This window comes from Nocardia sp. NPDC024068 (assembly GCF_040638875.1).
Classification (GTDB): domain Bacteria; phylum Actinomycetota; class Actinomycetes; order Mycobacteriales; family Mycobacteriaceae; genus Nocardia.
This window is the reverse complement of sequence record NZ_JBEZYU010000002.1, coordinates 466,651-490,301: the sequence shown is the minus strand read 5'-3', so window position 1 is coordinate 490,301 and position 23,651 is coordinate 466,651. Positions and strand designations below refer to the sequence as shown.

Annotated in this window: 21 protein-coding genes; 11 read left to right on the top strand and 10 right to left on the bottom strand. The window is 69.1% G+C overall.

The genetic code is table 11. The annotated features are described in order from the left end of the window. Positions 1-76 precede the first annotated feature (76 nt). The gene (locus tag AB0F41_RS04965; protein WP_357421383.1) at positions 77-676 is read right to left on the bottom strand and encodes a TetR/AcrR family transcriptional regulator; all 600 of its coding nucleotides are present in this window, start codon (positions 674-676) and stop codon (positions 77-79) included. Positions 677-795: 119 nt separating this feature from the next. Between AB0F41_RS04965 and AB0F41_RS04960 the strand changes: the two genes are divergently transcribed. Further along, positions 796-1,617, top strand: a complete 822-nt coding sequence (locus AB0F41_RS04960; protein ID WP_357421382.1) for an SDR family NAD(P)-dependent oxidoreductase — start codon at positions 796-798, stop codon at positions 1,615-1,617. Between the two features lie 27 nt (positions 1,618-1,644). On the opposite strand, the gene AB0F41_RS04955 is transcribed toward AB0F41_RS04960, so the two are convergent. The 3 genes from AB0F41_RS04955 to AB0F41_RS04945 form a co-directional block, all read right to left on the bottom strand. Then, positions 1,645-2,271: an NUDIX hydrolase gene (locus AB0F41_RS04955; protein ID WP_357421381.1), complete on the bottom strand. Its 627-nt coding sequence runs from the start codon at positions 2,269-2,271 to the stop codon at positions 1,645-1,647. 80 nt (positions 2,272-2,351) lie between these two features. Next, on the bottom strand, positions 2,352-3,686 hold the full coding sequence (locus AB0F41_RS04950) for an adenylosuccinate synthetase (protein WP_357421380.1): 1,335 nt from the start codon (positions 3,684-3,686) through the stop codon (positions 2,352-2,354). After that, positions 3,683-4,624, bottom strand: a complete 942-nt coding sequence (locus AB0F41_RS04945; RefSeq protein ID WP_357421379.1) for a hypothetical protein — start codon at positions 4,622-4,624, stop codon at positions 3,683-3,685. The genes AB0F41_RS04950 and AB0F41_RS04945 overlap by 4 nt, the downstream gene beginning before the upstream one ends. A gap of 161 nt (positions 4,625-4,785) precedes the next feature. Between AB0F41_RS04945 and galT the strand changes: the two genes are divergently transcribed. After that, the gene (gene galT, locus AB0F41_RS04940) at positions 4,786-5,907 is read left to right on the top strand and encodes a galactose-1-phosphate uridylyltransferase (protein WP_357421378.1); all 1,122 of its coding nucleotides are present in this window, start codon (positions 4,786-4,788) and stop codon (positions 5,905-5,907) included. A 1-nt stretch (position 5,908) separates the two neighbouring features. Here the strand turns inward: galT and AB0F41_RS04935 are convergent, their stop codons facing one another. Next, entirely contained in the window at positions 5,909-6,784 is an 876-nt protein-coding gene (locus AB0F41_RS04935) for a YdcF family protein (protein ID WP_357421377.1), read from the bottom strand. A 200-nt stretch (positions 6,785-6,984) separates the two neighbouring features. Between AB0F41_RS04935 and AB0F41_RS04930 the strand changes: the two genes are divergently transcribed. The 3 genes from AB0F41_RS04930 to AB0F41_RS04920 all read left to right on the top strand — a co-directional run bounded on the left by AB0F41_RS04930 (position 6,985) and on the right by AB0F41_RS04920 (position 9,664). Beyond that, a complete protein-coding gene (locus AB0F41_RS04930) occupies positions 6,985-7,860 on the top strand; it encodes a bifunctional 5,10-methylenetetrahydrofolate dehydrogenase/5,10-methenyltetrahydrofolate cyclohydrolase (RefSeq protein ID WP_357421376.1) in 876 nt (291 codons plus the stop codon). A 120-nt stretch (positions 7,861-7,980) separates the two neighbouring features. Beyond that, positions 7,981-8,463, top strand: coding sequence for a TrkA C-terminal domain-containing protein (locus AB0F41_RS04925; protein ID WP_357421375.1), 483 nt, complete (start codon positions 7,981-7,983; stop codon positions 8,461-8,463). A gap of 10 nt (positions 8,464-8,473) precedes the next feature. Further along, the gene (locus tag AB0F41_RS04920; RefSeq protein WP_357421374.1) at positions 8,474-9,664 is read left to right on the top strand and encodes a cation:proton antiporter; all 1,191 of its coding nucleotides are present in this window, start codon (positions 8,474-8,476) and stop codon (positions 9,662-9,664) included. A 119-nt stretch (positions 9,665-9,783) separates the two neighbouring features. Here AB0F41_RS04920 and AB0F41_RS04915 read toward each other — a convergent pair whose 3' ends face one another. Further along, on the bottom strand, positions 9,784-10,134 hold the full coding sequence (locus tag AB0F41_RS04915) for a hypothetical protein (protein ID WP_357421373.1): 351 nt from the start codon (positions 10,132-10,134) through the stop codon (positions 9,784-9,786). Positions 10,135-10,450: 316 nt separating this feature from the next. Here AB0F41_RS04915 and AB0F41_RS04910 point away from each other — a divergent pair, with 316 nt between their 5' ends. From AB0F41_RS04910 to AB0F41_RS04900, 3 genes are all read left to right on the top strand, one after another. After that, positions 10,451-12,004 (top strand): AIM24 family protein, encoded by a 1,554-nt coding sequence (locus AB0F41_RS04910; RefSeq protein ID WP_357421372.1) that lies wholly within the window; start codon positions 10,451-10,453, stop codon positions 12,002-12,004. A gap of 59 nt (positions 12,005-12,063) precedes the next feature. Continuing rightward, the gene (locus tag AB0F41_RS04905; RefSeq protein ID WP_357421371.1) at positions 12,064-13,638 is read left to right on the top strand and encodes an NAD(P)/FAD-dependent oxidoreductase; all 1,575 of its coding nucleotides are present in this window, start codon (positions 12,064-12,066) and stop codon (positions 13,636-13,638) included. 131 nt (positions 13,639-13,769) lie between these two features. Next, the gene (locus AB0F41_RS04900; protein ID WP_357421370.1) at positions 13,770-15,215 is read left to right on the top strand and encodes a three-helix bundle dimerization domain-containing protein; all 1,446 of its coding nucleotides are present in this window, start codon (positions 13,770-13,772) and stop codon (positions 15,213-15,215) included. Between the two features lie 44 nt (positions 15,216-15,259). On the opposite strand, the gene AB0F41_RS04895 is transcribed toward AB0F41_RS04900, so the two are convergent. Beyond that, the gene (locus tag AB0F41_RS04895; protein ID WP_357421369.1) at positions 15,260-16,180 is read right to left on the bottom strand and encodes an LLM class F420-dependent oxidoreductase; all 921 of its coding nucleotides are present in this window, start codon (positions 16,178-16,180) and stop codon (positions 15,260-15,262) included. Between the two features lie 62 nt (positions 16,181-16,242). Beyond that, positions 16,243-16,470: a hypothetical protein gene (locus AB0F41_RS04890; protein ID WP_357421368.1), complete on the bottom strand. Its 228-nt coding sequence runs from the start codon at positions 16,468-16,470 to the stop codon at positions 16,243-16,245. Positions 16,471-16,795: 325 nt separating this feature from the next. Between AB0F41_RS04890 and AB0F41_RS04885 the strand changes: the two genes are divergently transcribed. Beyond that, positions 16,796-18,895, top strand: a complete 2,100-nt coding sequence (locus tag AB0F41_RS04885; RefSeq protein WP_357421367.1) for an AMP-binding protein — start codon at positions 16,796-16,798, stop codon at positions 18,893-18,895. A 203-nt stretch (positions 18,896-19,098) separates the two neighbouring features. Next, positions 19,099-20,439 (top strand): metallophosphoesterase, encoded by a 1,341-nt coding sequence (locus AB0F41_RS04880; RefSeq protein ID WP_357421366.1) that lies wholly within the window; start codon positions 19,099-19,101, stop codon positions 20,437-20,439. Between the two features lie 18 nt (positions 20,440-20,457). On the opposite strand, the gene AB0F41_RS04875 is transcribed toward AB0F41_RS04880, so the two are convergent. Then, positions 20,458-21,696: a hypothetical protein gene (locus AB0F41_RS04875; protein ID WP_357421365.1), complete on the bottom strand. Its 1,239-nt coding sequence runs from the start codon at positions 21,694-21,696 to the stop codon at positions 20,458-20,460. Positions 21,697-21,846: 150 nt separating this feature from the next. On the opposite strand from AB0F41_RS04875, the gene AB0F41_RS04870 reads away from it, so the two are divergent. Further along, a complete protein-coding gene (locus tag AB0F41_RS04870; protein ID WP_357421364.1) occupies positions 21,847-22,620 on the top strand; it encodes a siderophore-interacting protein in 774 nt (257 codons plus the stop codon). Positions 22,621-22,651: 31 nt separating this feature from the next. Here AB0F41_RS04870 and AB0F41_RS04865 read toward each other — a convergent pair whose 3' ends face one another. After that, a complete protein-coding gene (locus AB0F41_RS04865; protein WP_357421363.1) occupies positions 22,652-23,425 on the bottom strand; it encodes a M50 family metallopeptidase in 774 nt (257 codons plus the stop codon). Positions 23,426-23,651 lie beyond the last annotated feature (226 nt).

Here is a 23,651-nt window from a genome sequence, read left to right as displayed (position 1 = left end):
GCGGGCGAGCCCGGCGCACGGAAATTACGCCGAGTGTTCCCGGTTGCGCGTGGTGCGGCGGATACGCCTCCGGCGGTCAGGGCCGGAACGCGCGCAGAGTGATATCGACGAGGGCATCGGCATAGTCCGCGGTGAGCGGGCCGGTGCGCAGCAGCCAGCGCTGGAACAGGGGCGCGTAGAGCGTTTCGAGTACGAGGTCGAGATCGGCGTCGGCGGCGAGCTGGCCCGCGTGCTGCGCACTACGCAATCGCGCCTTCTTGGCCTCGTCCATCGGGCCGGCCAGCTTATCGCGGTAGAGCTCGGCCAGCTCGGAATCATGAATGAGCTCGGCGTTGAGCGCGCGGATCGGGCGTTCGAAATCGGGGTCGGCGAATTCCGCCGCCGTCGCGCGCATGACGAGTTTCAGATCGGTCTCGAGGTCGCCGGAATCCGGGAGCTCGATCCCCGCCCCGTCCTCGGATTCCCCGAGTGCCAGAAAGGAATCGAAGATGACCGCCCCTTTGGAGGGCCACCAGCGGTAGATCGTCTGCTTGCCGACGCCCGCCCGCGCGGCGATCGCCTCGATGGAGACCTTGGCGTAGCCGGATTCGGAGATGAGTTCGCGGGTCGCCGCGAGGATGGCCTGCCGGGAGCGTTCGCTCCGCCGGGAGCGGTCCGGGTTCTGAGTGGTGCTCACGGGGACGAAGCCTACCCGCTCGCGAGACGCAACGGTTCGGTTGACATTCCGGTCTAGCGTGCTTCATACTTCTTTCAGCTGAACGAGACGGTTCGTCTCGTGGAAAAGGAGGAGTTGCTGTGACGACTGCAAGAGTGTGGTTCATCACGGGTGCGTCGCGAGGCCTGGGCCGGGCATTCACCGAGGCTGCACTGGCCTCGGGGGACCGGGTGGTGGCGGTCGCCCGCACCATCGGCCCGCTCGACGATCTCGCGGCCGCCCATCCGGACGCCCTGGTGCGGTTCTCCCTGGACGTTGCCGACCGGCGAGCCGTATTCGACGGTGTGGAACGGGCTTTCGCCGCGTTCGGCAGGGTCGATGTGGTGGTGAACAACGCGGGAACGATGTTGTACGGCATGGCGGAGGAGGCCACCGAGGAGCAGGTCCGCGCCCACCTCGACGTCAACTTCTTCGGTGCCGTCTGGGTTTCCCAGGCGGTGGTTCCCCGGCTCCGGGAGCAGGGGTCCGGCCGGATCCTGCAGATCACCTCGATGGGTGCCGGCGGCGGGATGGCCTCGGTGGGCTTCTACGGCGCCGGGAAGGCGGCGCTCAACTCGTTCGCCGAGGCGCTGGCCATGGAAGTCGAGAGTTTCGGAATCAAGGTCACCGCGGTGCAGATGGGCGGATACGACACCGGGCTCTTCACGGCGGGGACCACCGCGACCGAGCCGCTGGCACCCTACGACGGTCTGCGCGCCGAATTGGCGCAGATGTGGGGCGACGACGCCGGACCCGACCCCGCCACCGCGGTCCCGGCAATCATGGAGCTGGCCGGGCTCGCGGATCCGCCGCGGTTCCTCATCGTCGGCGGCGCGTCCTTCGAGCAGGTGCTGGAACTGGAGGAGGCGCGTGCCGGGGTGCGCCGGAAGTGGGAGCACCTGAGCCGGATCGCTCCCGGCTGATGCGCCCCGGGACCGGCGGCGGAGCGGCTACCGGTCGCCGGTGAACGCCCAGACCGCCGCCGGCCGGCCGGTGGCCTTGGTGCGACGCCGTTCGTCGGTCTTCTCCAGCCCCGGGATACCCGCCAAGGTCCGGTTGAGGTTGGCGGCGTCCGGCCGGGCGCCCTGTAGCGAGGCGGTCAGATCCACGGCCCGGGTGGCCGGGAACTGCGCGCCCAGCAGCGCCCGGGTGAGAGCGAGATCCTTCCACAGCAGCCCGGACAGCAGGCCGCGGGCGGCGGTCGCGATGCCGTTGTGATCGAACGCCAAGGCCGGGGGTTCATCGAAGGAGACCCAGGTGGCCGGTCCCTCGTGCGGGCCGGTCACCGCCCACATGACGATCGAGAGCGTGGGGCCGCGCGGATCGCGGTGCGGTTCGTCGAAGGTGACCAGCTGTCCGACCGGCCCGACGGCGTCGGCGGGAACGCCGAGTTTGGTGCGCACCGCCCGAATCGCCGCGTCGGCCAGGCGCTCGCCCCGGCCGAGTAGTACGCCGGGCAGGGCGACCTGCCCGGTGAAGGGTTCGTGACCGCGGGCCGCGATCCCGAATGTGACCGCGGTGTCGTCGGCCCAGAACCGCAACGCCACGACATCCACCGATACCGCCGATTGGTCCACCGCCCCATACTGCCGTATCCGGTCTCGGCGGCGTTGTTCTCGTTGCCCGTCCACCGGATTCACCCGGTGCCGGCGAGTCCCTACGCCGGCACCGGCCGGACCGGGGATCGGCCCGGCACCGCCGGTCCGGTGGCCGCGACGGCTGTCAGGATTTCCGCGAGGGATGCGCGCGGCGTGCGGGCGGCCCGGCCGGGTCCGGCGGCCGTCAGCACCACCGGTACGCCGAGGTGGCGTTCCAGCCACGGGATCGGGTCGGCGGGGAGGCCGGTGAATACCGGAGTCACCGATCCGAGCCGGGCGGTGAGGTCGGATTGGTGTGCCAGATCCCGCCACCGACCCGGTTCGGGCGCATAGGGGATGCCGTCCGCGTCGGTATAGGCCGTCGCGACCAGCCCGTGGTGGACGGCGTCGAGATGGTTGACCACCAGGCCGTCGATACCGCCGCACCCGGCGAGGGCGTAGCGGAGGAGTACCGCGTCGAGATGTCCACGACGGAATCCGCCCTGGTAGGTGCCGTGACCGTTATGCACTTCCGGTACCTGCAGGCGTGGGTCCTCGGTGGGGAAAGGGCCCGCGCCGTGGCGGGTGGCATAGGTCCGGGTGACGCCCAGCACCGCGGCCGTCGCGCCGAGCCCGGCCACCATCGCCCGCGCATTCCGCGGCTCGACCGTCGACCAGGTGGTGTGTGGATGGAATCCCCGCCATTCGTCGAGGAGAACCCCCTGCGCTCCCTCGAAGATCAGGCGCCCGCGCCGGGCGAGCCGGGCCGGCTCACCGGGACCGGAAATGCGTACGGCGTGGCCGAATTCGCGGTAGGTATCGACGAGCGCGTCCACGGGTTCGTGCTGGTGGCCGCCGGATTTCAGCAGCGGCAGGTAGTGGGCGGCGAGCGTCCGCAGTTTCTCCCGCAGCACGGTGGGGCGCAGACAGTCGGCAACTCGGGGCGCGTCGTGCCGCAGCGCGTAACCGGCGGTTTCGCCGATCCCCATTCCGCACGACCCGTGTCGTGCCGTACCGCGGGCGTTTTCCCGTGCCCGATTGGCCGCGCCGTGGATCGGTGTGGTGAGCAGGGCGCGACCGTCCACCGACAGCAGGGACAGTGGATCGGTGACCCCCGCGGCCGCCAGTTGCCGTGCCTCGGTGGCCAGGGCCACGGGATCGACCAGTGCGTGTTCGGACAGCAGCGTCGGTACTCCCGAGAACGTCCCGGAACCGAATTGGGCGAAGGTGTGGCGGCGTCCGGCGGTGACCACATTGTGGGCGGCCTGCGCGCCGCCGTTGAAACGGACCACGGCGCCCACGTCCAGGTCTGCCTCGGGGGAGCACAGCCAGTCCACGGTGGCGCCTTTCCCGGCGTCGCCGAAACCGAGGTCGACGACGATCAGATGGCGCCGGGGCGGTACGGCCCCGCTCATCTGCCGGCCTCGGGCAGTGCCTTCGGGGTGGGTGCCCGCAGCGCCCGGCCGACCGCGTCCGCCTCGGCCGCCGATCCGACATCACGCAGGTCGGCCAGTCCGGTGCGCACGTCCACCCGCTCCTCGGTGAGGCCGATCGTCAGTGCGATCAGCTCGCAGACGGCGGCCGGATCGTCGAGCCGTAGGAAGTTCTGGCCCAGCAGATCGTGCCAATGCGCCGCAACCTCCGGATCGCGGTAGTAGGACGACTGATTCGGCAGGATGTAGTGGATATGCCAGCGGTGGGCGAGTTCGCGGTAGATGGATTCCACCGAGATATCGGTGCGGATATGGTCGCCGAGGACGGCGCGGATATGGCGCGAGGCCAGCCTGGGTTTGTTGAGTTCGTCGCCGATCAGGAAGAGATAGCCTTTCGTGCCGCGCTTCTCCCAGGCGTCGGTGATCACATGCTCGGCGATGAAATACGCCGCCAATTCATAGCTTTCGGATTTCTGCCCACCGCCCCCGCCTTCCAGGAGGATTGTGCGGAGTTGTTCGTCCATGCGGTTGTCCGATTCGAACTGACCCACCTGTAGCGGTGCGCGGTCGGTATCGGCGTCGCCGATCGCGCCGAACAGAATCTGCGGATCGTCGGCGTAACCCTTGTCTCGCAGCAGTCCGTGCAGTTTCCCGAGTTTGCGTTGCATGATGACCGGCACCCGGCCCATGGATCCGGTGACGTCGAAGAGCACCGCGATCGGCAGGGAGTTCCCGTGTTCGGCCGAATCCCGGCATTCGCGCGCCCGGATGCCGAAGGGGTCGAGGTCCGGATGCACCGTCCACGTGTCGTGCGGCCGATTCCGCAGCTCCGCGGTATAGCCGAAGTCATCGATCCCGTGGCTCGCGCGGTAGTCCTCGGCGGCGCGGTATGCGCTGTGGTCCCAATTGCCGTATCCCATCGGGGATCACCTCCGAATCGTTGTTTTGGTCGTATTGACCATAACGAGTGCGGGGAGGGTTGGCAAGACGGGCATCCGTGGGGCACGTACGGCCCGGGGTCGGCGGGACCCGCCGGAGGCGATTGGGCCGGGGCGGAGCACGGCCTGGCTATCGTGAGGGCGTGCCCACTCGTATCGTGAAGCGCACCGCCACGCTCGCCGACGGCCGTGACCTGATCTATTACGACGATGCCGACACCCGGCTGGGACCGGAGCGCCGCATCGACACCCGGCGGCTCGAACCCCGGCCGCCCACCGCGGTGATGCGCCAGGACGTGCTCACCGGGGAGTGGATCTCCATCGCGGCCGCGCGGCAGAGCCGGGTAGTGCTCCCGCCGGCCGATCTCGATCCACTCGCCCCGCAGACACCGGGAAATCCGTCGGAGATACCGGACCTCTACGACGTCGCGGTGTTCGAGAACCGGTCACCGTCGTTCGGACCGGCCCTGCCGCCCGCGGTACGCGGCGAACCGCGGGCGCCGGACGGGCTCGACGATATGACCGCGCTCGGATTCGGGCGCGAACGCGTGGCCGTCGGGCGCTGCGAGGTGGTGTGTTTCAGCCCGGAACACGAGGGTTCGTTCGGCGATCTCACCCCGAGCCGGGCCCGCACCGTCATCGAGGCCTGGGCCGACCGTACGGCCGAGCTGTCGGCGCTGCCCGGGGTGCAGCAGATCTTCCCGTTCGAGAACCGCGGCCGGGCGATCGGTGTCACGTTGCCGCATCCGCACGGTCAGATCTATGCCTACCCATATGTGACACCCCGGACCGCCCGGCTGCTCGAATCCGTACACCGGCTGGGGCCCGACCTGTTCGAACGCATTCTGGAGTCCGAACGCGCGGGTGGCCGGGTGGTGCTCGAGGGCCGGCACTGGACCGCGTTCGTGCCGTTCGCGGCGCGCTGGCCGATCGAGGTGCATCTGCTGCCGCATCGGCAGATCCCCGATCTCGCGGCCACCGATGAGGCCGAACGCGACGAACTGTCGACGTTGTATCTGCGGCTGCTGCGAGGGATCGACGCGCTCTACGACGACCCCACGCCCTATATCGCGGCCTGGCATCAGGCGCCGGTACGCGCCGGACGCGATTCCGTGCGCCTGCATTTGCAGCTCACTTCGATCCGGCGGGGAACCGACAAGATCAAGTACCTGGCCGGGTCCGAATCGGCGATGGGGGCGTTCATCGCCGATATCCCGCCCGACGAGGCCGCCGCCCGGATCCGGGCGGCGGTGACTTCGGTATGACTCAGCGGTTGGTGCTCAGCTGGAAGGTCCTCGTGGCGTCGAGATAGATGCTGTATTGCGCCTGTTTACTCGGCGGCGGCAACTGGGAGACCAGCTGGTTCAGTGAGGTCGTGGCGCCCACCACCGGGATCCCGGCGACGTAGAGATCCGCGACGGCCCGCCGGATATGGTTCGGCGAGGTGACGGCCACCGCGCTGTTCATGCCCAGGCCGTGCAGGATCTGGGAGCTGAACAGCGCGTTCTGCACGGTGGAACCGGCCCTGTTCTCCACGTGCACACGATTTGCCGGAATCCCTTTGCCGACCAGCCAGTTGCGCATCGCTTCGGCTTCGGTGATGCCGTTGCTCGGATTGTTCCCGCTGACCACGATCGGTGAGAAGGGCGAAGCCAGGGCCTGCAGCCAGGCGGCCTGCAGGCGTTCGACCAGTTCGGGCCGGGGCGCGCCGTCGGGGAGCAGGCCGAAGCCGAAGACCACGATTCCGGTCTGCGGCCCCACCAGGGCCGGCAGCGGGTTGGGCAGGGTGGCGATTCCGGCGCCGACCCCGTGCAGGACCCGGTCGGTACCGGCGGCCAGGCCGCCGTCGACGGCGCGCAGCCGCCCCATCGCGTCGTTCATGGCCGGGATATCGCCAGCGTAATGCGACCAGATGGCCTGTAGCGACAGCGCCTCGGCATCGGTGGGGTCGCGGCCGATCAGATCGTTGAGTGCCGCCCGGCCGGCGACGGAGTCGCCGTCGGTGAAATGACGCTGGGCGGTGTTGTACAGGGCGTCCGTCTCGGGACTGGCGTGTGCGGGAGAGCCGGTGAGACCGGCCAGGGAAACGCTTGCGGCGGCGGTGACCGCCACCAGATACTGCAGACCTCTGCGATTGTGCACTACGGCGACACCTTTCCACGGGGGAGCTGGGTTTTCGTAGGTGATCGGGGGATTGACTCACGGTTGCATGTGGCCACCCACCCTAGATCCCGCCGCAACCGGAACACGGGATTTACCCCTGTCCGATTCGTGACATGTCTCCAACTCCGGGCGACGCCGGTCGCGGGTCCCGGGTGCCGGCGGGGCTAGGCTGAACGCCCGTGGATACCGCAACGTTGACCGGGAAAGACCTCGCCGCCTCCCTGAACGCCGAGACCACGGCGCGGGCGAAGGCACTCACCGAGCAGGCCGGCCGCGCACCGCGGCTGGCGCTGGTCGTCGCGAACGACGATCCGGCCAGCGCCTGGTACGTGAATTCGCTGGAGAAGTCGGCCGCCAACCGTGGAATCGATTGCGAGATCATCGATCTCGGTGCCGATGCGACCGCCGAGGCGCTGCGCACCGAACTGTCGGTCCGCAGTGCCGACCCGGATACCGACGCGATCATGCTGCAGACCCCGCTGCCCGCGGGGGTCGCCCTGGACGAGGTGTCCCCGGCCATCGCGGCCCCGAAGGATGTGGACGGCGTGAGTCCGCTGTCGCTCGGCCTGCTCACGGCCGGCTCGCCCGGTTTCGCGCCCGCGACCGCGGAGGCGGTGGTCGAATTGCTGAAACATCACGAAATCGTGCTGGAAGGCCGGCACGTGGCGGTTGTCGGGCGCTCGAACGTGGTGGGCAAACCGCTGGCGCATCTGCTGCTGGCCGAGAACGCCACCGTGACCGTCTGCCATTCGCGGACCGCCGATCTGCCCGCGGTGACCTCGGCGGCCGATGTGGTGGTGGCCGCCGCGGGCCGGATCGGGCTGGTGACCGGCGCCAATGTGCGGTCCGGCGCAGTGGTGATCGATGTGGGCACCAACGAATCCGCGGAGGGGAAGATCGTCGGTGACGTGGACGCCGAATCGGTGCGCGGCACGGCGGCTGCCCTGAGTCCGGTTCCGGGCGGCGTGGGGCCGGTGACCACGGCGTTGCTGATGCGCCATGTGGTGATGGCCGCCGAGCAGGCCCAGCGCATGCGCGGTCTGACCGGGGCGTGACCCTGGGCCGCGGTGCGTCCGCGGAGGTGATCGCCGGTGTTTCGGAACCGGCGGTCACCGGGTAGCGCTAGGGTGTGTGCGGCTATCGGCCCACACTCACAGTCGAGTTAAGGTGACATCGTGAACGTCGAAGTGACACCCCTGCCGGGTATAGGCGTACGCAAAGACTTTCCGCTCACCGCGGTGCGCCGGCGGATCGGGGTCGTCGATCACAAGGACGGGACCATCGATCTGATCTTCACCAAGATCGGTGATCCCGATGCGACCACGCAGATCCCGATGACGGAGGCCGAGGCCGGTACTCTGGCGAATCTGCTGGGGGCGCCGCAACTGGTCGGTCAGTTGCGCAACGATCACCGGGATATGGCGGGTGTGAACACCCGGCAGCTGCCGGTCAGCGAGAATTCGCCCTACGACGGGCGGACCCTGGGCGAGACCAGGATGCGGACCCGGACCAAAACGTCCATCGTGGCGGTGATGCGGGCCGGGCAGGCCATGCCGGCGCCGGGCCCGGATTTCGTGTTCACCGGCGGCGATGTGCTGATCGTGGTGGGAACCACGGACGGCCTCGACCATGCCGCCGATATCCTGAAAGACGGCTGATACCAAGGCGATGCATGCGGACGCGCTGGCGCTGATCCAGCTGGGGGCGGTGTTTTTCGGGCTCGGAGTGCTCGGGAGGATCGCGGCTCGGATCGGTATGTCCCCGATTCCTCTCTACCTGCTGGGCGGGTTGGTATTCGGGGAAGGAGGTTTTCTCGAACTGCACGAGACCGGCGAGTTCATCAAGCTCGCCAGCGAGATCGGCGTCGTGCTGCTGCTGTTGCTGCTCGGGCTGGAATACAGCGCGGCGGAGTTGTTCACCGGAATGCGCCGATCCTGGATGGCCGGTCTGCTCGATCTGGTGCTCAATGCCACACCGGGTGTGGTCGTCGCACTGTTGCTGGGGCTGGGGCCCACCGGGGCGCTGGCCATGGCCGGTGTCACCTACATCTCGTCATCGGGAATCATCGCGAAGGTCCTCAACGATCTCGGGCGACTCGGCAACCGTGAGACGCCGGTGATCCTGTCGATCCTGGTCTTCGAGGATCTCGCGATGGCGGCCTACCTGCCGGTCCTGACCGCGGTGCTGTCCGGTCTGGGATTCGTCGCGGGCCTGCAGTCCCTCGGCATCGCGCTGCTCGCGGTCACGGTCGTGCTCGTGGTGGCGTTCCGGTACGGCAAGTATGTCTCGGCGATCGTGGCCAGTGAAGACAACGAGATCTTCCTGCTGAAGCTGCTCGGTTCGGCGCTGCTGGTGGCGGGGGTGGCATCCTCCCTGCAGGTTTCGGCCGCTGTCGGGGCGTTCCTGCTGGGTATCGCGATTTCCGATACCACCGCGCACAGTGCCACGAAGATCTTGGAACCCCTGCGTGATCTGTTCGCGGCCATGTTCTTCGTCCTGTTCGGACTGACCACCGATCCGCGCAGTATCCCGCCGGTACTGGGATGGGCCATTCTGCTGGCGGTGATCACCACGGTCACCAAGATCGCGACCGGCTGGTGGGCGGCCGCGCATGCGGGATCGGCGCGTCTGGGCCGGGCCCGCGCGGGCGCGGCGCTGGTGGCCCGTGGCGAGTTCTCCATTGTCATCGCGGGCCTTGCGGTGGCGGCGGGGGCGGTGCCGGACGAGTTCGCGGCGCTGGCCACCACCTATGTTCTGCTGATGGCCGTGGTCGGGCCCATCGCCGCCCGCATCGTGGAGCCGACGGTGCGGTTCGTCACCCGGCAGCCGAAACCCGAACCGGATACCGTCGGCGAGTAGCAAGCACCTGCCCGGAGCGGATGCCTGACCACCGTGTGGGTCGGGCCGAGGCGCAGTCCTTCGGTGACCCGCCGATCGGCCCCGCGGCGAAGGAGGCCGATCGGCGGATCGTGCGCCGCTCAGGCGGCGACGGCGCGGTGCAGCGAGCGCAACACCGTGTCGACGTCGTCCACATCGACGACGAGCCGGGTGTAATCCGTACCGCGCAGGTCGATCCGGACGGCCTTTCCGCCGAACAGGGTGTCCCAGAACTCTTTGCGCCCTTTGCCGCGGAAGGTGCCCGCCGCGATCGCGCCGGGGAAGAAGGCGCCCGGCGCGCGGACCCAGGGCGGGCGCCGGTCGATTTCGGCCGGCGCCACGGACACGATATTCGTGAGGTCGAAGGTGATCCGTTCGCACAGCGACAGCACCCGGTGGGTGCCGCGTACGTGAACGGTGACGGTAGTGCCGGTGATCTCGAAATCCACCATGGGTTCCTCCCTGATGCCGAGTTCCACTCGTCCTCTTCCAGAGTGCCGCCGGGTGCTGTCGTTTGGCTGTGTAGGCGCTGTGAAAATTCTCAGGATCCGGTGGTGCGTGTCACCGCGGGCCGTGCGGACCGGCACGGGTCACCGCAGGTGGCGGGGTCCGGTATGCGCCTGTCCGGTCTCTCGGTGGCGCGCTGCGGCCGGTATCGGTCAGACTCGTCGGTGTGGATCAGAAAATCGAACGGGTACCCGGCCGGGCGCCGGGGATCCGGCGGACCGCACGAGGCACGCGGTGCGCGCGGGGTCGGGGTGATTCGAGGTGAGCACACTCGCTCCGGGGGAGAACCGGCCCGCGCCGGGTGACCGGTTGACCGTCACGGTGACGTGTTCCGCGCCGGTCGACGTCTCGGCCCTGCTGCTCGCGGCCAACGGCAAAGTTCGCTCCGACGGTGACTTCGTCTTCTTCAATCAGCCGGTCGGCCCCGGTGTCACCTATCGGCACGGTCGTGGGGCCGGGGACGCGGTCGATGTGCAGACTCCGGCGGTCCCCGCCGGTATCGACAAGGTCGTGGTCACCGCCAGCCTGGACGGCAGCGGTCCGCCCGTGTTCGGGTCGGTGGGGTCGCTCACCGCCACCGTGACCGGCCCACAGGGCACCCTGACGTTCCCGATCTCGGGATTGAGCACCGAAACAGCGCTGGTATGCGTCGAGATCTATCGCCGGGCGGGCGCGTGGAAGGTCCGCGCCGTCGGACAGGGATACGACAACGGCCTGGCCGGTATCGCCACCGATTTCGGGGTGAACGTCGACGACGAACCCGTGGCGCCCACGGCGGCGCCCCCACCGTCGCGCACCGATCCCACGATGGTCGCCAATCCGGTGGCGCCGCCGCAGTATCCGGCGCAGCCCGGTCCGGCCGCGCCGCCGTCCGGTGGCGGTTATCCGCCGCCCGGTCCCGGCGCTCCCTATCCGGCGCAGCCCCAGGCGCCGGGCTTCGCCCCGCCGCAACAGCCGTATCCGCCGGCCCACGGCTACCCCGCGCAGCCCGCTCAGGGGTACCCGGCCCAGCCTGCCCCGGCGGCACACCCACCACAGCACATTCCCGCCTATGCACCCCAGCAAGGAGCTCAGCCGATGCACAGCGAGCTGTTCGACCCGCGCCATGCCGAAGTCTCCGGTATGGGCATCCAGAAACAGGGCGGCAAGATGATCAAGGTCGGGGTGAACGGCGAAACGCTGGTCCGCTCCGGGTCGATGGTCGCCTACCAGGGCGAACTGCAATTCCAGGCGCTGGGCTCCGGAGGGATCGGCCGCGCCATCCAGCAGCGGCTCACCGGTGAAGGTGTGCCGCTGATGAAGGTATCCGGCCGGGGTGATCTGTTCGTCGCCAACGGTGCCGCCGATGTGCACATCATCGACCTGGACGGCACCGACGGGCTCACCATCAACGGGTCCAATGTGCTCGCGTTCGATCCCACGCTGGGCTACGACATCCGGATGGTCCAGGGTGCCGCCGGGTACGCCAGTAACGCCGGTTTGTTCAACTGTGTGTTCAGCGGACGCGGCCGGATCGCGATCACCAGCCACGGTACCCCGGTGGTGCTGAACGTCGATCAGCCCACCTACGCCGACCCGCAGGCGGCGATCGCGTGGTCGTCGAGCCTGCAGACCGGGGTGAAGCGCAACGATTCCTTCGGCCTGGGCCGGCTCATGGGCCGCAGTACCGGCGAGGGCATCACCCTGGCGTTCTCCGGCCGCGGGTTCGTCATCGTGCAGCCGTCGGAACTCCCGCCCGGCGGGATGCTCGGCGGCACCGGTGGCGGCCAGGAAGCGGGCCAGAGTGGCGGTCTACTCGGCGGTCTGCTCGGCTGACGCCGCGACGCGGGCGCGGATGAGCGCGTCCGGGGCGCCGGTGTGGTATCGACGACCCCATGGTGATGCGCGCACAGTACGACGTGGTGATCGTCGGCGCCGGGCACAACGGACTGGTGGCGGCGGCCTATCTGGCCGGTGCCGGCCGGTCGGTGCTGGTGCTGGAACAGGCACCGGCGCCCGGCGGCGCGGCCGTCTCGGCGCGAGTGTTCGACGGCGTCGATATCCGGCTGTCGCGGTACTCGTACCTGGTCAGCCTGCTGCCCGACCGGATCGTGCGGGATCTCGGACTTCGGTTCCACACCCGGCGGCGCCGCATCTCGTCCTACACCCCGGCCGGCGATTCCGGCCTGCTGGTCCACAACGATGCGCCCGCCGCCACTCGGGAGAGTTTCGCCCGGGTCACCGGGTCGGATCGCGAATACGACGCCTGGCAGCGCTTCTACGCGATGACCGGCGAGGTCGCCGCCGCGGTGTTCCCGACGCTCACCGAACCGTTGCCCACCGCGTCGCAGCTGCGGCGGCGGGTGGGCGACCGGGCGTGGCGGGCCTTGTTCGACGAGCCGCTCGGTGCGGTGATCGAACGCTACTTCGCCGATGATCTGGTGCGCGGTGTGGTGTTCACCGATGCCCTGATAGGGACGTTCGCCCATGCCCACGACCCTTCGCTCGCGCAGAACAGGTGTTTCCTCTACCACGTGATCGGGGGCGGCACCGGCGATTGGGATGTACCGGTGGGCGGAATGGGGGCGCTCACCGACGCCTTGGTCGCCGCCGGGCGTTCGGCCGGGGCGGAGATACATACCGGAGCCGAGGTCACCGGAATCTCCTCCGACGGCGCGACCGCGGAGGTCCGGTTCCTCGGCAGCGCGGGGGAGACGCCGGTCGGGGCGCGCTATGTCCTGGTGAACGCCGCACCCCGTGAAATGGCACGACTGCTGGGTGAACCGGTGGGCCCGAACCCCGAAGGTGCGCAACTGAAGATCAATATGGTGCTCTCCCGGCTGCCGCGGCTGCGGGATTCCGCGGTGAACCCGCGCGACGCCTTCGCCGGCACCTTTCATATCGGCGAAACCTACGAACGGCTCGAAACCGCCTACCGTGAAGCGGCAGCCGGACAGCTCCCGGCGCGGCCACCGTCGGAGATCTACTGTCATACACTCACCGATCCGGATATCGTCGGCGCCGGGGAACCTCCGGGGCGGCATACCCTCACCCTGTTCGGGTTGCACACGCCGGCAAGGCTTTTCGTCTCCGACCCCGCGGCCCGCGATGCCGCGGTGGCCGCGACCCTCGCCGAGCTGGATGCGGTCCTCGCCGAACCCCTCCGTGACTGCCTGGCCCTCGACGCGCACGGAGCCCCCTGCCTCGACGTCGCCACCCCGGTGGATCTGGAACGGTCGCTGCGGATGCCCGGGGGTCATATCTTCCACGGTGATCTCTCGTTTCCCTACCGGGACGAACCCGCGGACACCCCCGCTCAGCGGTGGGGTGTGGACACGGCCTACCGCAATATATTTCGCTGCGGAGCGGGCACGGTCCGCGGTGGCGGGGTGAGCGGAATCGGCGGGCACAATGCCGCGATGGCCGTCCTCGGGGAAACCGGTGCCGAGCGGGCGGGAAATGCCGGATGAATTCTGGCCGGAGAATCGGCTGTGGGCCCCGTAGCTGGGAGTATCCGAATACGGTGTGGCGGTAGGGTTGTCGGCTGTGGATCGGCCCGGCGGGTCGTTCGATTTCGCTGTCCGGCGCCGAGGAGAGATACGTGGCACTCGATACCACCCCCAAGGGTGTGGCCCCCCAAGACAAGGCCGCGCGTGAGCGGAAAGCGATACGCGAACTGGAGAGCCGGCTGGCGGACGCATACGCGCAGAACCGTTCGGCCGACGAAGTGGGTGCCGTGGTACGCACCGCCCACGACCGGTTCTCCGGGAGCAGTGTGCGGGATTTCGTTCCCATTCTCGTAGAGCGGGTGGTGCGCCGGGAGCTGGATTCCGGTGACGAGGCCGCGATCGTGCCCTCGTCGGTGGCCGAAGCGCCGACCGGGAAGACCGTCGCCGAGGACCCGGTCTCCGGCGATCCCGGCGCGCCGGGCCGCGTCCGGTCCCTGGCCACCGACCGCCGCGGGTTGTTCGCGCTGGCCGGCGCCGGGGTGGTGGCAGTGGGCGCGACCGCGTGGGCGGTCACCCGGCCCGGTTCGGATCCGGCGCCGATCGCGCCCGCCGCGGGTGCCGCGCCGATCGCGGTGACCGGCGTGGTCGGATCGGAGAAAATGGCCTTCTTCGCCGACGACCGGGTCGCCGAGGTCTTCGCCGCGCACGGTTACCACGTGACCGTGCAGCCCGCCGGGTCCCGCGAGATCTCCACCTCGGTGGACCTGGACGGGCAGGCCTTCGTGTTCCCGTCCAGCCTGCCCGCGGCCGAGCGGATCATCCGCGAGGTCGGGGTCCGCACCCGGTACACCCCGTTCTACTCGCCGATGGCGATCGCGACCTTCGCGCCCATCGTGGAACTGCTCGACGCGGCCGGTGCGGTGAAGTTCGACGGACCGGTGCCGGCGCTCGACTTCGGGGCCTATATCGAGATGGTGCAGCGGGGAGTGCGGTGGGACGAGCTGGCCGGTAACGCCTCCTACCGCGTCGGCAAGAACATCCTGGTCAGCACGACCGATGCCCGGACCTCGAATTCGGCGGCCATGTACCTGGCGGTGGCCAGCTATGTGGTCAACGACGACGCCGTGGTGCGCGGCGCGACCGCCGAACAGCATGTGCTGCCCACGCTGCAGCGGTTGTTCCTGGCCCAGGGGTACACCGAGGGATCCAGTGCGGGCCCGTTCGAGGAATACCTCACCGCCGGTATGGGTGCGACCCCGATGACCTGGATCTACGAGGCCCAGTACGTCGCGGCGGCGGTAGCGGGACGGCTCCGGCCCGAGATGGTCCTGCTGTACCCCTCGCCCACGGTCGTCTCCCGGCATACCCTGGTGCCCCTCACTGCGGAGGGGGAGGAGATCGGCGCGCTCCTGCACAATGACGCCGATCTGCAGTCGCTGGCCGCCGAACACGGTTTCCGGACCGGTGATACGGCACGTTTCGACGAAGTGGTCACCGAACACGGCGTGGAGGTGGCGCCGGATGTGGTGGATGTGGTGGATGTCCCCGCCTACGAAACCCTCGAGCATCTGCTCGACGGGGTGGCCGGCGCGTACTGACGGCGACGGAGTGGACGGGGCCCGCATCCCGTCCACTCCGGGCATCACAGCCGGGTGGCGACCTCGTTGGCGATGAGCGCCAGATGGTCGAGATCGGTGAGATCCAGGATCTGCAGGTAGATACGCTCGGTACCGATCTCGCGATAGCGGGTGATCTTCTCGGCCACCTCCGCCGGTGTCCCGGCCAGGCCGTTGGCGCGCAACTCGTCGACCTCCCGCCCGATCGCGGCGGCGCGGTGGGCGATCTCCGCCTCGTCGGTGCCCACACAGGCGATGAGGGCGTTTGAGTAGGCCATGCTGCCGGCGTCCCGGCCGGCGGCCGCGACCGCGGCGCGCACCCGGTCGAACTGCGCGGAACTGTCGGCAACCGACGCGAACGGGATGTTGAACTCGGTCGCGTACCGCGCCGCGAGCCGGGGTGTCCGGGTGGGCCCCAGACCGCCGACGATCACCGGTACCGGCTGCTGTACAGGTTTGGGCAGGGCGGGAGAGCGCACCAGTTCGTAGTGTTTGCCGGTGAAATCGAAGGTATCGCCCGGAGCGGTCTCCCACAGCCCGGTGATCACGGCCAGTTGCTCCTCGAGGCGGTCGAATTTGTGGTCCGGGAACGGAATGCCGTAGGCGGTGTGCTCGTCGGCGAACCAGCCGGTGCCCAGACCGAGTTCCACCCGGCCGCCCGACATCTGGTCCACCTGGGCCACCTGGATCGCCAGCGGACCGGGCAACCGGAAGGTGGCCGCGGTGACCAGGGTGCCCAACCGGATACGGCTGGTTTCACGCGCCAGGCCGGCCAGGGTGATCCACGCGTCGGTGGGACCGGGGAGGCCGTCCACCGAGCCCATGTGCAGGTAGTGGTCGGATCGGAAGAACCCGTCGAACCCGAGTTCCTCGGCGGTCCGGGCCACCCGCAGCAGAGTCGTGTAATCGGCGCCCTGCTGCGGTTCGGTGAAGATGCGCAGTTCCATACGCTCATCGTGCCGGACGGCCGGACCGCCGCCGGAGCCGGTGGGTGGATGAACGGCCGGGCTCAGGCCGAGGCCGCGCCGGGGCCGGTCATCGTGGTCGGGAGCACCCGGTCGGTCCAGCCGCACGGCAACCCGCAGCTGGCCACGACCAGGGTTTCGATCTCGCCGGTGTCGAATATCCGCCGCGTGGATTCGGCGCGGGCGGGATATCCGCAGGAGCCGCATTTGCCGAAATAATTGAGGATCTCCTCGGAATGGGTGATGGCCACCCTGCGCCGGGTCGGGTGCATGGTCGTCCTCCGGGTGTCGGAGCGTGTGAGATGGGCCGAATGTAGTTCGCGCACAGCGGGTCCGTGGGTGGAGTGAGGCGGCGCTGGGATCTCTCACACCGAGGACGCCGCTGGTGCTGGGCAACCTACAACGGTGAGGTAGGCCCGGTTTCGGTACGGAGAGTGAATATCGGGCAACGGTGATTCGTGACCTGTCACAGACCGTTTCGGAAAGGGGGTTACTCGCTGGTAATAACGATGTGACCGGGATATTGTGAGCGACGTTACAGATGGGTGACCCGCCGGCCCAGTTGTTCGTTGCGGGCCGAAGAGAAGATGCGCGAGTTTGGTTACCGACGTCATCGATGCGGTCGCGGAACTGCCCGCGGCCCGTGCCGCTGTCTGGGATCTGCTACTCGATCCGCAGACCTATCCCCGGGTGTTCACCGGTATCGGCGCCTGTTCCAGGCTGGACCTGCCCGGTGAGCGTCCCGTATTCGAATTCCGGGTCGGCACGCCGCAGGCCGGTATCCGGATCATGCGCGTGCGGGTGGTCACCGGCCGCTGGTACGAGAGTCTGGAACTGCACGCGCCGGAGGTCGGTAGTTTCGCGGCGGTGCGGTTGTACGGGGAAGGTGACCGCTGCGCGGTCTCGGTCACCTTCTTCGCCGCCGGGCGGGTGCACCACCATCTCGGCGAGGCCTCGAACTCGGCGATCCAGGACTGGACGGCCGAAGGGCTGCGCCGTATGGCCGATATCATGCGCGGTGCCCGGACGTCCACGGTGGCCAACGGCGACACTTCGCTGGTACGCCGGCAACTCGAGGTGCTGCGGCAGGTGACGGTCAGCGGTGTGGTGCGCAGCCGTCCCGAAGTGGTGCTGAAACAGCTGCTCTCCCTGAACAAGTGGGGCTTCAACCTGGCGGGCGGGTATGCGGCGGGCGCCGCGCATTCGCCGGACCGGATCGCGGTGATCGACGATCAGGGACAGCGCACCTTCGCGGAGATGAACGAACGCAGTACCGCGCTGGCGGGAGCGCTGGCGGAGGTGGGGCTCGGGGCGGGCGACGCGATCGGCCTGCTGTCCCGCAATCACGCGGGCATGGTCGAAACCATGGTCGCCGCCGGGAAACTCGGTGTGGACGTCGCCCTGCTCAATGCGGGCCTGGCCGCGCGCACCGTGGAGCAGATCGTGCAGCGGCATCGGCTCTCCGCGCTGTTCGTCGACGGCGAGCTCGAAGAGCTCGTGCAATATCTGCACGACGATCTGCCCCGGTACAACACCGACGAGCGGCCGCCGCACCCCGGGCGCCATACCATCGGCGAGTTGATCGACCGGGCGGAGCAGGATTTCCGGCGACCCGCTCATCCCGGCCGGTTGATCGTGCTCACCTCGGGGACCAGCGGCATCCCGAAGGGTGCGCGGCGGCCCCATCCCAAGGGGTTCGCGACCATCGCCGCGCTGCTGTCGCGAATACCTCTGGAGATGGAGGCGGCGATGCTGATTCCCGCCCCGCTCTTCCACACCTGGGGTCTGGCAGGCCTGCAGTTGAGCACGGCGCTGCGTTCCACGGTGGTGCTGCCGGAGCGGTTCGATGCCGAGGACTGCCTGCGCCTGGTCGCCCGGCATCGGGTGGCCACCATGATCGTGGTCCCGACCATGGTCAATCGTATTCTCGATCTACCACCCGCCGTGCGCGCCCGCTACGACACCTCCTGTCTGCGTCACGTCATCAGTTGCGGGGCACCGCTGGCCGGGGCGGCCGTGCTCCGGTTCATGGACACCTACGGGGACATCCTCTACAACGTGTACGGATCCACCGAGGTCTCCTGGGCGACCATCGCCACGCCCGAGGATCTGCGCTTCGCACCCACCACCGCCGGCCGCCCGCCACTCGGTACCAAGGTTTCGGTACTCGGTCCCGATCACAAACCGGTACCGGTCGGTGCGACGGGCCATATCTTCGTGGGCAATCACATGCTGTTCGACGGTTACGTCAATGCGGCGCCCCCGGACGAGGCGCACGGCATGCTCGATACCGGCGATGTCGGTTATTTCGATGTCAACGGAAGGCTTTTCATCGCCGGACGCGACGACGAGATGATCATCTCCGGCGGTGAGAACGTCTTCCCCCGGCCGGTGGAGGAGGCCCTCGCGCATCTGCCACAGGTGAGCGAGGTGGCGGTGGTCGGCGTACCGGACTCCGAATTCGGCCAGCGGCTGGCGGCGTTCGTGGTGAAGCACGAAGGGTCCGGGCTGGATTCCGATATGGTGCGCACCTACGTCCGACACCGGCTGAGCCGGTTCTCGGTACCCCGGGATGTCACCTTCCTGCCCGCCCTGCCGCGTGGGGAGACCGGGAAGATCTTGAAATGGTTACTCGCCGGGAGCCATAACGGCCAGGTGCCCCCGCCCGGATTCGGCGGGCCGCTGGCGACCGGGTAGATCGGATCCGCGTCCGGTCCGCCTGTGCGGTGGGGCGACGGCGAATGCCGATGTGATGCCGGATATCCGGGCACCGGGCCTCCCGCCCGGCCTTCCGTTGGGCCCGGTACGCACCCGAAGGGGTGCCGGGCCGACAGTGTGCCGGGCGGCTGCGGGTAGATTCAGCATCCGCAGAGGCAATCGGTCAGGGAGAGGCGTCCTCCGTGGTAGTAGTTTCCGTGCTCGCAGGGCTGGCCGCGGTGGTGGTGGTAGCCGGGCTCCACTGGTACCTGTGGCGGCGGCTCGTCCGCGACGCCACCCGGGCCGGGTCCGTCTGGCGGCCGATCGGTGCCGGTGTGCTGGGTGTGGGTTCGGCGCTGATGCTGGGCGCTTTCGCGGCGGTGCTGAGCGGTGTGCCGTGGGATGGATGGCGCCGGCTCGCCTGGCCGGGATTCCTGTGGGCGGCGCTGTTCGTCTACCTGCTGATCGGCGTGCTCGCCGGTGAGGTCGTACGGCCGCTGCTGCTGCGCGGACTGATTCGCCGGGACGCGGGAACCGCCGCGCCGCCGCCCGCCGCACCGGAACCGCTGGAGCGGAACCGGCCCGCGAGGACGCCGGAACCGGTGGGTGCCGTCCACGGTGGCCCCGGCAGCGCGCCCGGCGGCGGAGCTTCCGGGCCGGCCGGGCCGCTGCCTCCCGGCCCCGGACCCGAGGAGCAGGAACCCGGGCGGCCCTTGTCGCGACGGCTGCTGATCTCGCGGCTGGCCGCCGGGGCCACCGTGGTGACCGCGGGTGCGCTGGTGGGTACCGGCACCTACGGGGTACTGGACGGCCCGATGGTGCGCCGGGTGACGGTACCGCTGACGAAGCTGCCGGCCGCCGCTCATGGTGTGCGCATCGCGCTGGTCAGCGATCTGCACCTGGGGCCGGCTCTCGGTCGTGGATTCTGCGAACGGGTCGTGCGTACCGTGAACGACACCCGGCCGGATCTGATCGCGGTGGTCGGCGACCTCACCGACGGCACGGTCGACGATCTGCGTGCGGAGACCGAACCACTGGCCGGTTTGAGTGCCCGGCTGGGCGTCTTCTTCGTCCCGGGCAACCACGAGTACTACTCCGACGCCGATGCCTGGATCGCGAGGGTGCGCGAACTGGGGATGACCGTGCTGCTCAACGAGCGCCTCGCCCTCCCCGATTTCGATCTGGCCGGGGTCGACGATCCCGCCGGAACCGAGGCCGGCCGCGGTCCGGACTTCGCCGCCGCACTGGACGGCCGCGATACCGCCCGCGCCTGTGTTCTGCTCGCTCATCAGCCGGTGGTGGTGAACCAGGCGGTGGAGTACGGGGTGGATCTGCAACTGTCGGGCCACACCCACGGCGGACAGTTGTGGCCGGGAAATCTCATCGCCCGGCTGGCCAACCCGACGGTGGCGGGATTGGAGTTGTACGGGAGCACCGCGCTCTATGTGACCCGGGGCGCCGGTGCCTGGGGTCCGCCGGTGCGGGTGGCCGCGCCCTCCGATATCACCGTGCTGGAGCTGGCCTCGCTCCAGCAGGGAATCTAGATCTCCCGGCCGCGCCGTTCAGGGCCGGGTGAGCAGCGCTTGCAGTTGTTCGATTCGCGGCAGCTGCACGGGGCCGAACTCCGGCGGGTGATGGATCTCGATGCTCAACCGGCCGGCGTAGGTACTGATGATGCTGGTGCCCCCGCCGGCCTGCGGGGGGCGTCGGCCGGTCGGATCGGGTTTGGCGATCATGGTGGTCCGGAAATCGTCGATCCGCACCGCCGGCACCCGCGGCGGGGGTATCCGGCCCCAGTTGGTGGTCATCACCGTATGGAACGGGTCGGCCGGTGGTACGGCGAGCGTATCGGGGAGTTGCAGCGGAGTCTGCTGGATATATCCGGAGGCCAGGCCGGCGCGTAGCGCGTGGAGCGCCCCCCGGGCCAGGCCGTCGAGGGTGGTCTCCGTGCCCGCCGCGGGCCGGTACCCGGCGAAACCCAGAACATTGGTGCCCTCGGTGGGGCCGATCAGGGGGTGGACCCGGCGCCGCAGGTCCACCGAGTAGGAGCACTGCAGCCGGTCCACGGGTAATCGCCTGGCCTCGGACTCGGTGAGCAGTAACGCGGCCGCGACGAGGCTGTGCACCGTGACCCCCGCGCGGTGGCCCCGGTCCACCAGCGCTCCGGTCTGCTCCCGGCTGAGCCGGCAGCGGGTGGTGATGAGGGGCGGATACTCGTGGTCGTTGGCATCCAGGGCTTCCATCGGCGGTGATGGCGGTTCCGCGCGGAGTGCGGCGCCGCCGGGGACGGGCCGGCGGCGTACCCCGCGGGCGGTGAGCAGATCCTCGACCGGCAGCGGCTGCCGGGTCGTGGGCAGGACGGGAACCCGGCCCGCCGCGGCGATCGGGTAACACTCCCACAGCCGCTGGAACAGCCGCAGGGAATGGGTCGCGTCGGCGATACTGTGATGAACCAGCAGGGTCACCGCGGTGTCGGCGCCGGACCGGACCACATGCAGACTGCCCAGGGCCCGGCGCTGATCCGGTTCGGCGCCGCTGAGCAGCAGTTCGGGATCGCCATCGGCGACGGTGACCACGATTTCCGGAGGCCCGGCGGTGACCAGTGTGTGCCCCGCCGGTTCGGCGGGCGCCAGCTGCGCACCCAGGATGGGATGCGCGGTGACCAGAGCCTCGAAGGCCGCGCTCAGAGCGCCGAGGTCGACGGGTCCCGAGATCCGCGCGCAGTATCCGACGAACACTTCGCTGAAGGCGAAGATCTGTTCGCTGGGCGCCAGCGGACGAATGACGGTAGCCGCGGTCATGATGGTGCCTTTGTCCGGAAGTTTGTGGAAGATTAACCCAAAAACGCTCTATTGCCTCATATTTCGCCGAGGCCCAGACGGATGCTACACAGCGGCTCCGACAGGGCTGGTACGTTTGCTTAGGTATACCTAATTCACGGAGGAGAGCGGATGGCCAGGAAGCGCACGACCATGACGGTCGCCCGGACCGAGTGGTTGAGCCCACATATCGTGCGGGTGTATCTGGGTGACCCCGGATTCGGTGATTTCGATATCAGCGAGTTCACCGACGCCTACGTGAAACTGCTCTTCGACCGGCCCGACGGTGAGGTCACGCGCACCTATACGGTCCGTTCGGTGGATACGGCGGCCCGGGAGATAGCCATCGACTTCGTGGTCCACGGCGACGAGGGAATCGCCGGTCCGTGGGCCGCGACCGTCGGCCCGGGTGAGCAGGTCACCTTCTTCGGCCCGGGGGGTGCGTACGCTCCCCGCGCGGATGCCGACTGGCATCTGCTCGCCGGCGACGAGGCCGCGTTGCCCGCGATCTCCGCCGCCGTGGAGGCGTTGCCGGAGGGCGCGCCCGCCAAGGTGTTCATCGAGGTCGCGGATGCCGCCGATGAGATCGCGTTCACCTCGAAGGCGCTGGTCGAGGTCACCTGGATTCATCGTGGTGGTGCCGCGCACGAGGTGGGTGACGAGCGGGCCGGGGACAACGCCCCGCTCATCGGTGCGGTGAAGTCCGCGCCCTGGCTGCCCGGTCGCGCGCAGGTCTTCATCCATGGGGAGGCGCAGGCGGTCATGCACAATCTGCGGTCCTATATCCGCCGGGAACGCGGCGTCTCGGCGGAGTTCGCCTCGATCTCGGGGTACTGGCGGCGGGGGCGCACCGAGGAGGGTTTCCGGGTCTGGAAGAAGGAGCTCGCCGAGGCCGAGAGCGCCTGAGTGCCGGTCCGGCCGCCGTAGCGGCGGCCGGTCAGGCGGGGCAGTCGGCGCCGTTGGGCACCGGCAGGCAGATCCCGGCCGTGGCCGACAGCAGCAGCGCCGCTCCCGCGACCAGCGCGCCCAGCGCCACAGCCAGGAAAACCCCCACCCACAGCAATCCCGGAAGCCGGGTCAGCCGGGCCAGTTGATCGGCGTCGGTGGTGCCGTCGCGCATCCGGGATCGGGTGCGCTGCAATTCCAATACCGGACGACTGCCGGCCAGCAGCAGCAACCAGGTCGCCAGATAGGCGAATCCGGCCTGCAGCGCATCGGAGCCGAACCAGGACACCACGAAAACCAAGGCGCCCGTGGACACCACGGAGACCACGCCGTACACATTGCGGATCATCACCAGCATCACGGCCAGGGCCGCGATCGCGATCCACAGCATCAGGGTGATCCGCCCGGCGCCCAGTAGCGCGGCGAAACCGAGTCCGACCAGCGGTGGCGCCGGATAGCCGGCGAGCGCGGTCAGAATCATCCCGAGCCCGTAGGGTTTCCCGCTGGACACGGTCAGTCCGGAGGTATCGGAGTGCAGCGTGATCGCGGTGAGCCGGCGACCGCTCAGCAGGGCCACCAGCGCATGGCCGCCTTCGTGCGCGATGGTGACGACATGGCGGGTGAGGCGCCACAGGGGGCGGTACGCCACCAGTATCAGGGCCGCCACCGCGGTGGCGAGTACCAGCCACGACGGCGGTGCCGCCTGGGTCGTCGTCAGCCGCTCCGCGATGGAACTGCTGCGGTCTATCAGATCACCGGTATCCACCGCCGCACCATAACCGGGGGTGCCGTCCGGGCGCGCGCCGTCCCGTCGCCCGAAGTGCCGATCGCGGGAGGGTGGGCCGGAGCACCGGCCTCGAGTATCTGTTGATGGGAGGTTTCACTATCTTTGCCGACCCCCGTTCCGAGGTGGACCGAAGTCCGGACGATGTGTCCTATCGCCGGGGGTGGGTAATTGTACGTTTGTCCATATCGATTTCGGTCTCGGGTGG

Coding starts and splice junctions, on each gene's coding strand:
- AB0F41_RS04905 (WP_357421371.1), top strand. CDS start 12,064: ATGGTGATGCGCGCACAGTACGACGTGGTGATCGTCGGCGCCGGGCAC.
- AB0F41_RS04870 (WP_357421364.1), top strand. CDS start 21,847: ATGGCCAGGAAGCGCACGACCATGACGGTCGCCCGGACCGAGTGGTTG.
- AB0F41_RS04920 (WP_357421374.1), top strand. CDS start 8,474: ATGCATGCGGACGCGCTGGCGCTGATCCAGCTGGGGGCGGTGTTTTTC.
- AB0F41_RS04890 (WP_357421368.1), bottom strand. CDS start 16,470: ATGCACCCGACCCGGCGCAGGGTGGCCATCACCCATTCCGAGGAGATC.
- AB0F41_RS04945 (WP_357421379.1), bottom strand. CDS start 4,624: ATGGGATACGGCAATTGGGACCACAGCGCATACCGCGCCGCCGAGGAC.
- AB0F41_RS04875 (WP_357421365.1), bottom strand. CDS start 21,696: ATGACCGCGGCTACCGTCATTCGTCCGCTGGCGCCCAGCGAACAGATC.
- AB0F41_RS04950 (WP_357421380.1), bottom strand. CDS start 3,686: ATGAGCGGGGCCGTACCGCCCCGGCGCCATCTGATCGTCGTCGACCTC.
- AB0F41_RS04915 (WP_357421373.1), bottom strand. CDS start 10,134: ATGGTGGATTTCGAGATCACCGGCACTACCGTCACCGTTCACGTACGC.
- AB0F41_RS04895 (WP_357421369.1), bottom strand. CDS start 16,180: ATGGAACTGCGCATCTTCACCGAACCGCAGCAGGGCGCCGATTACACG.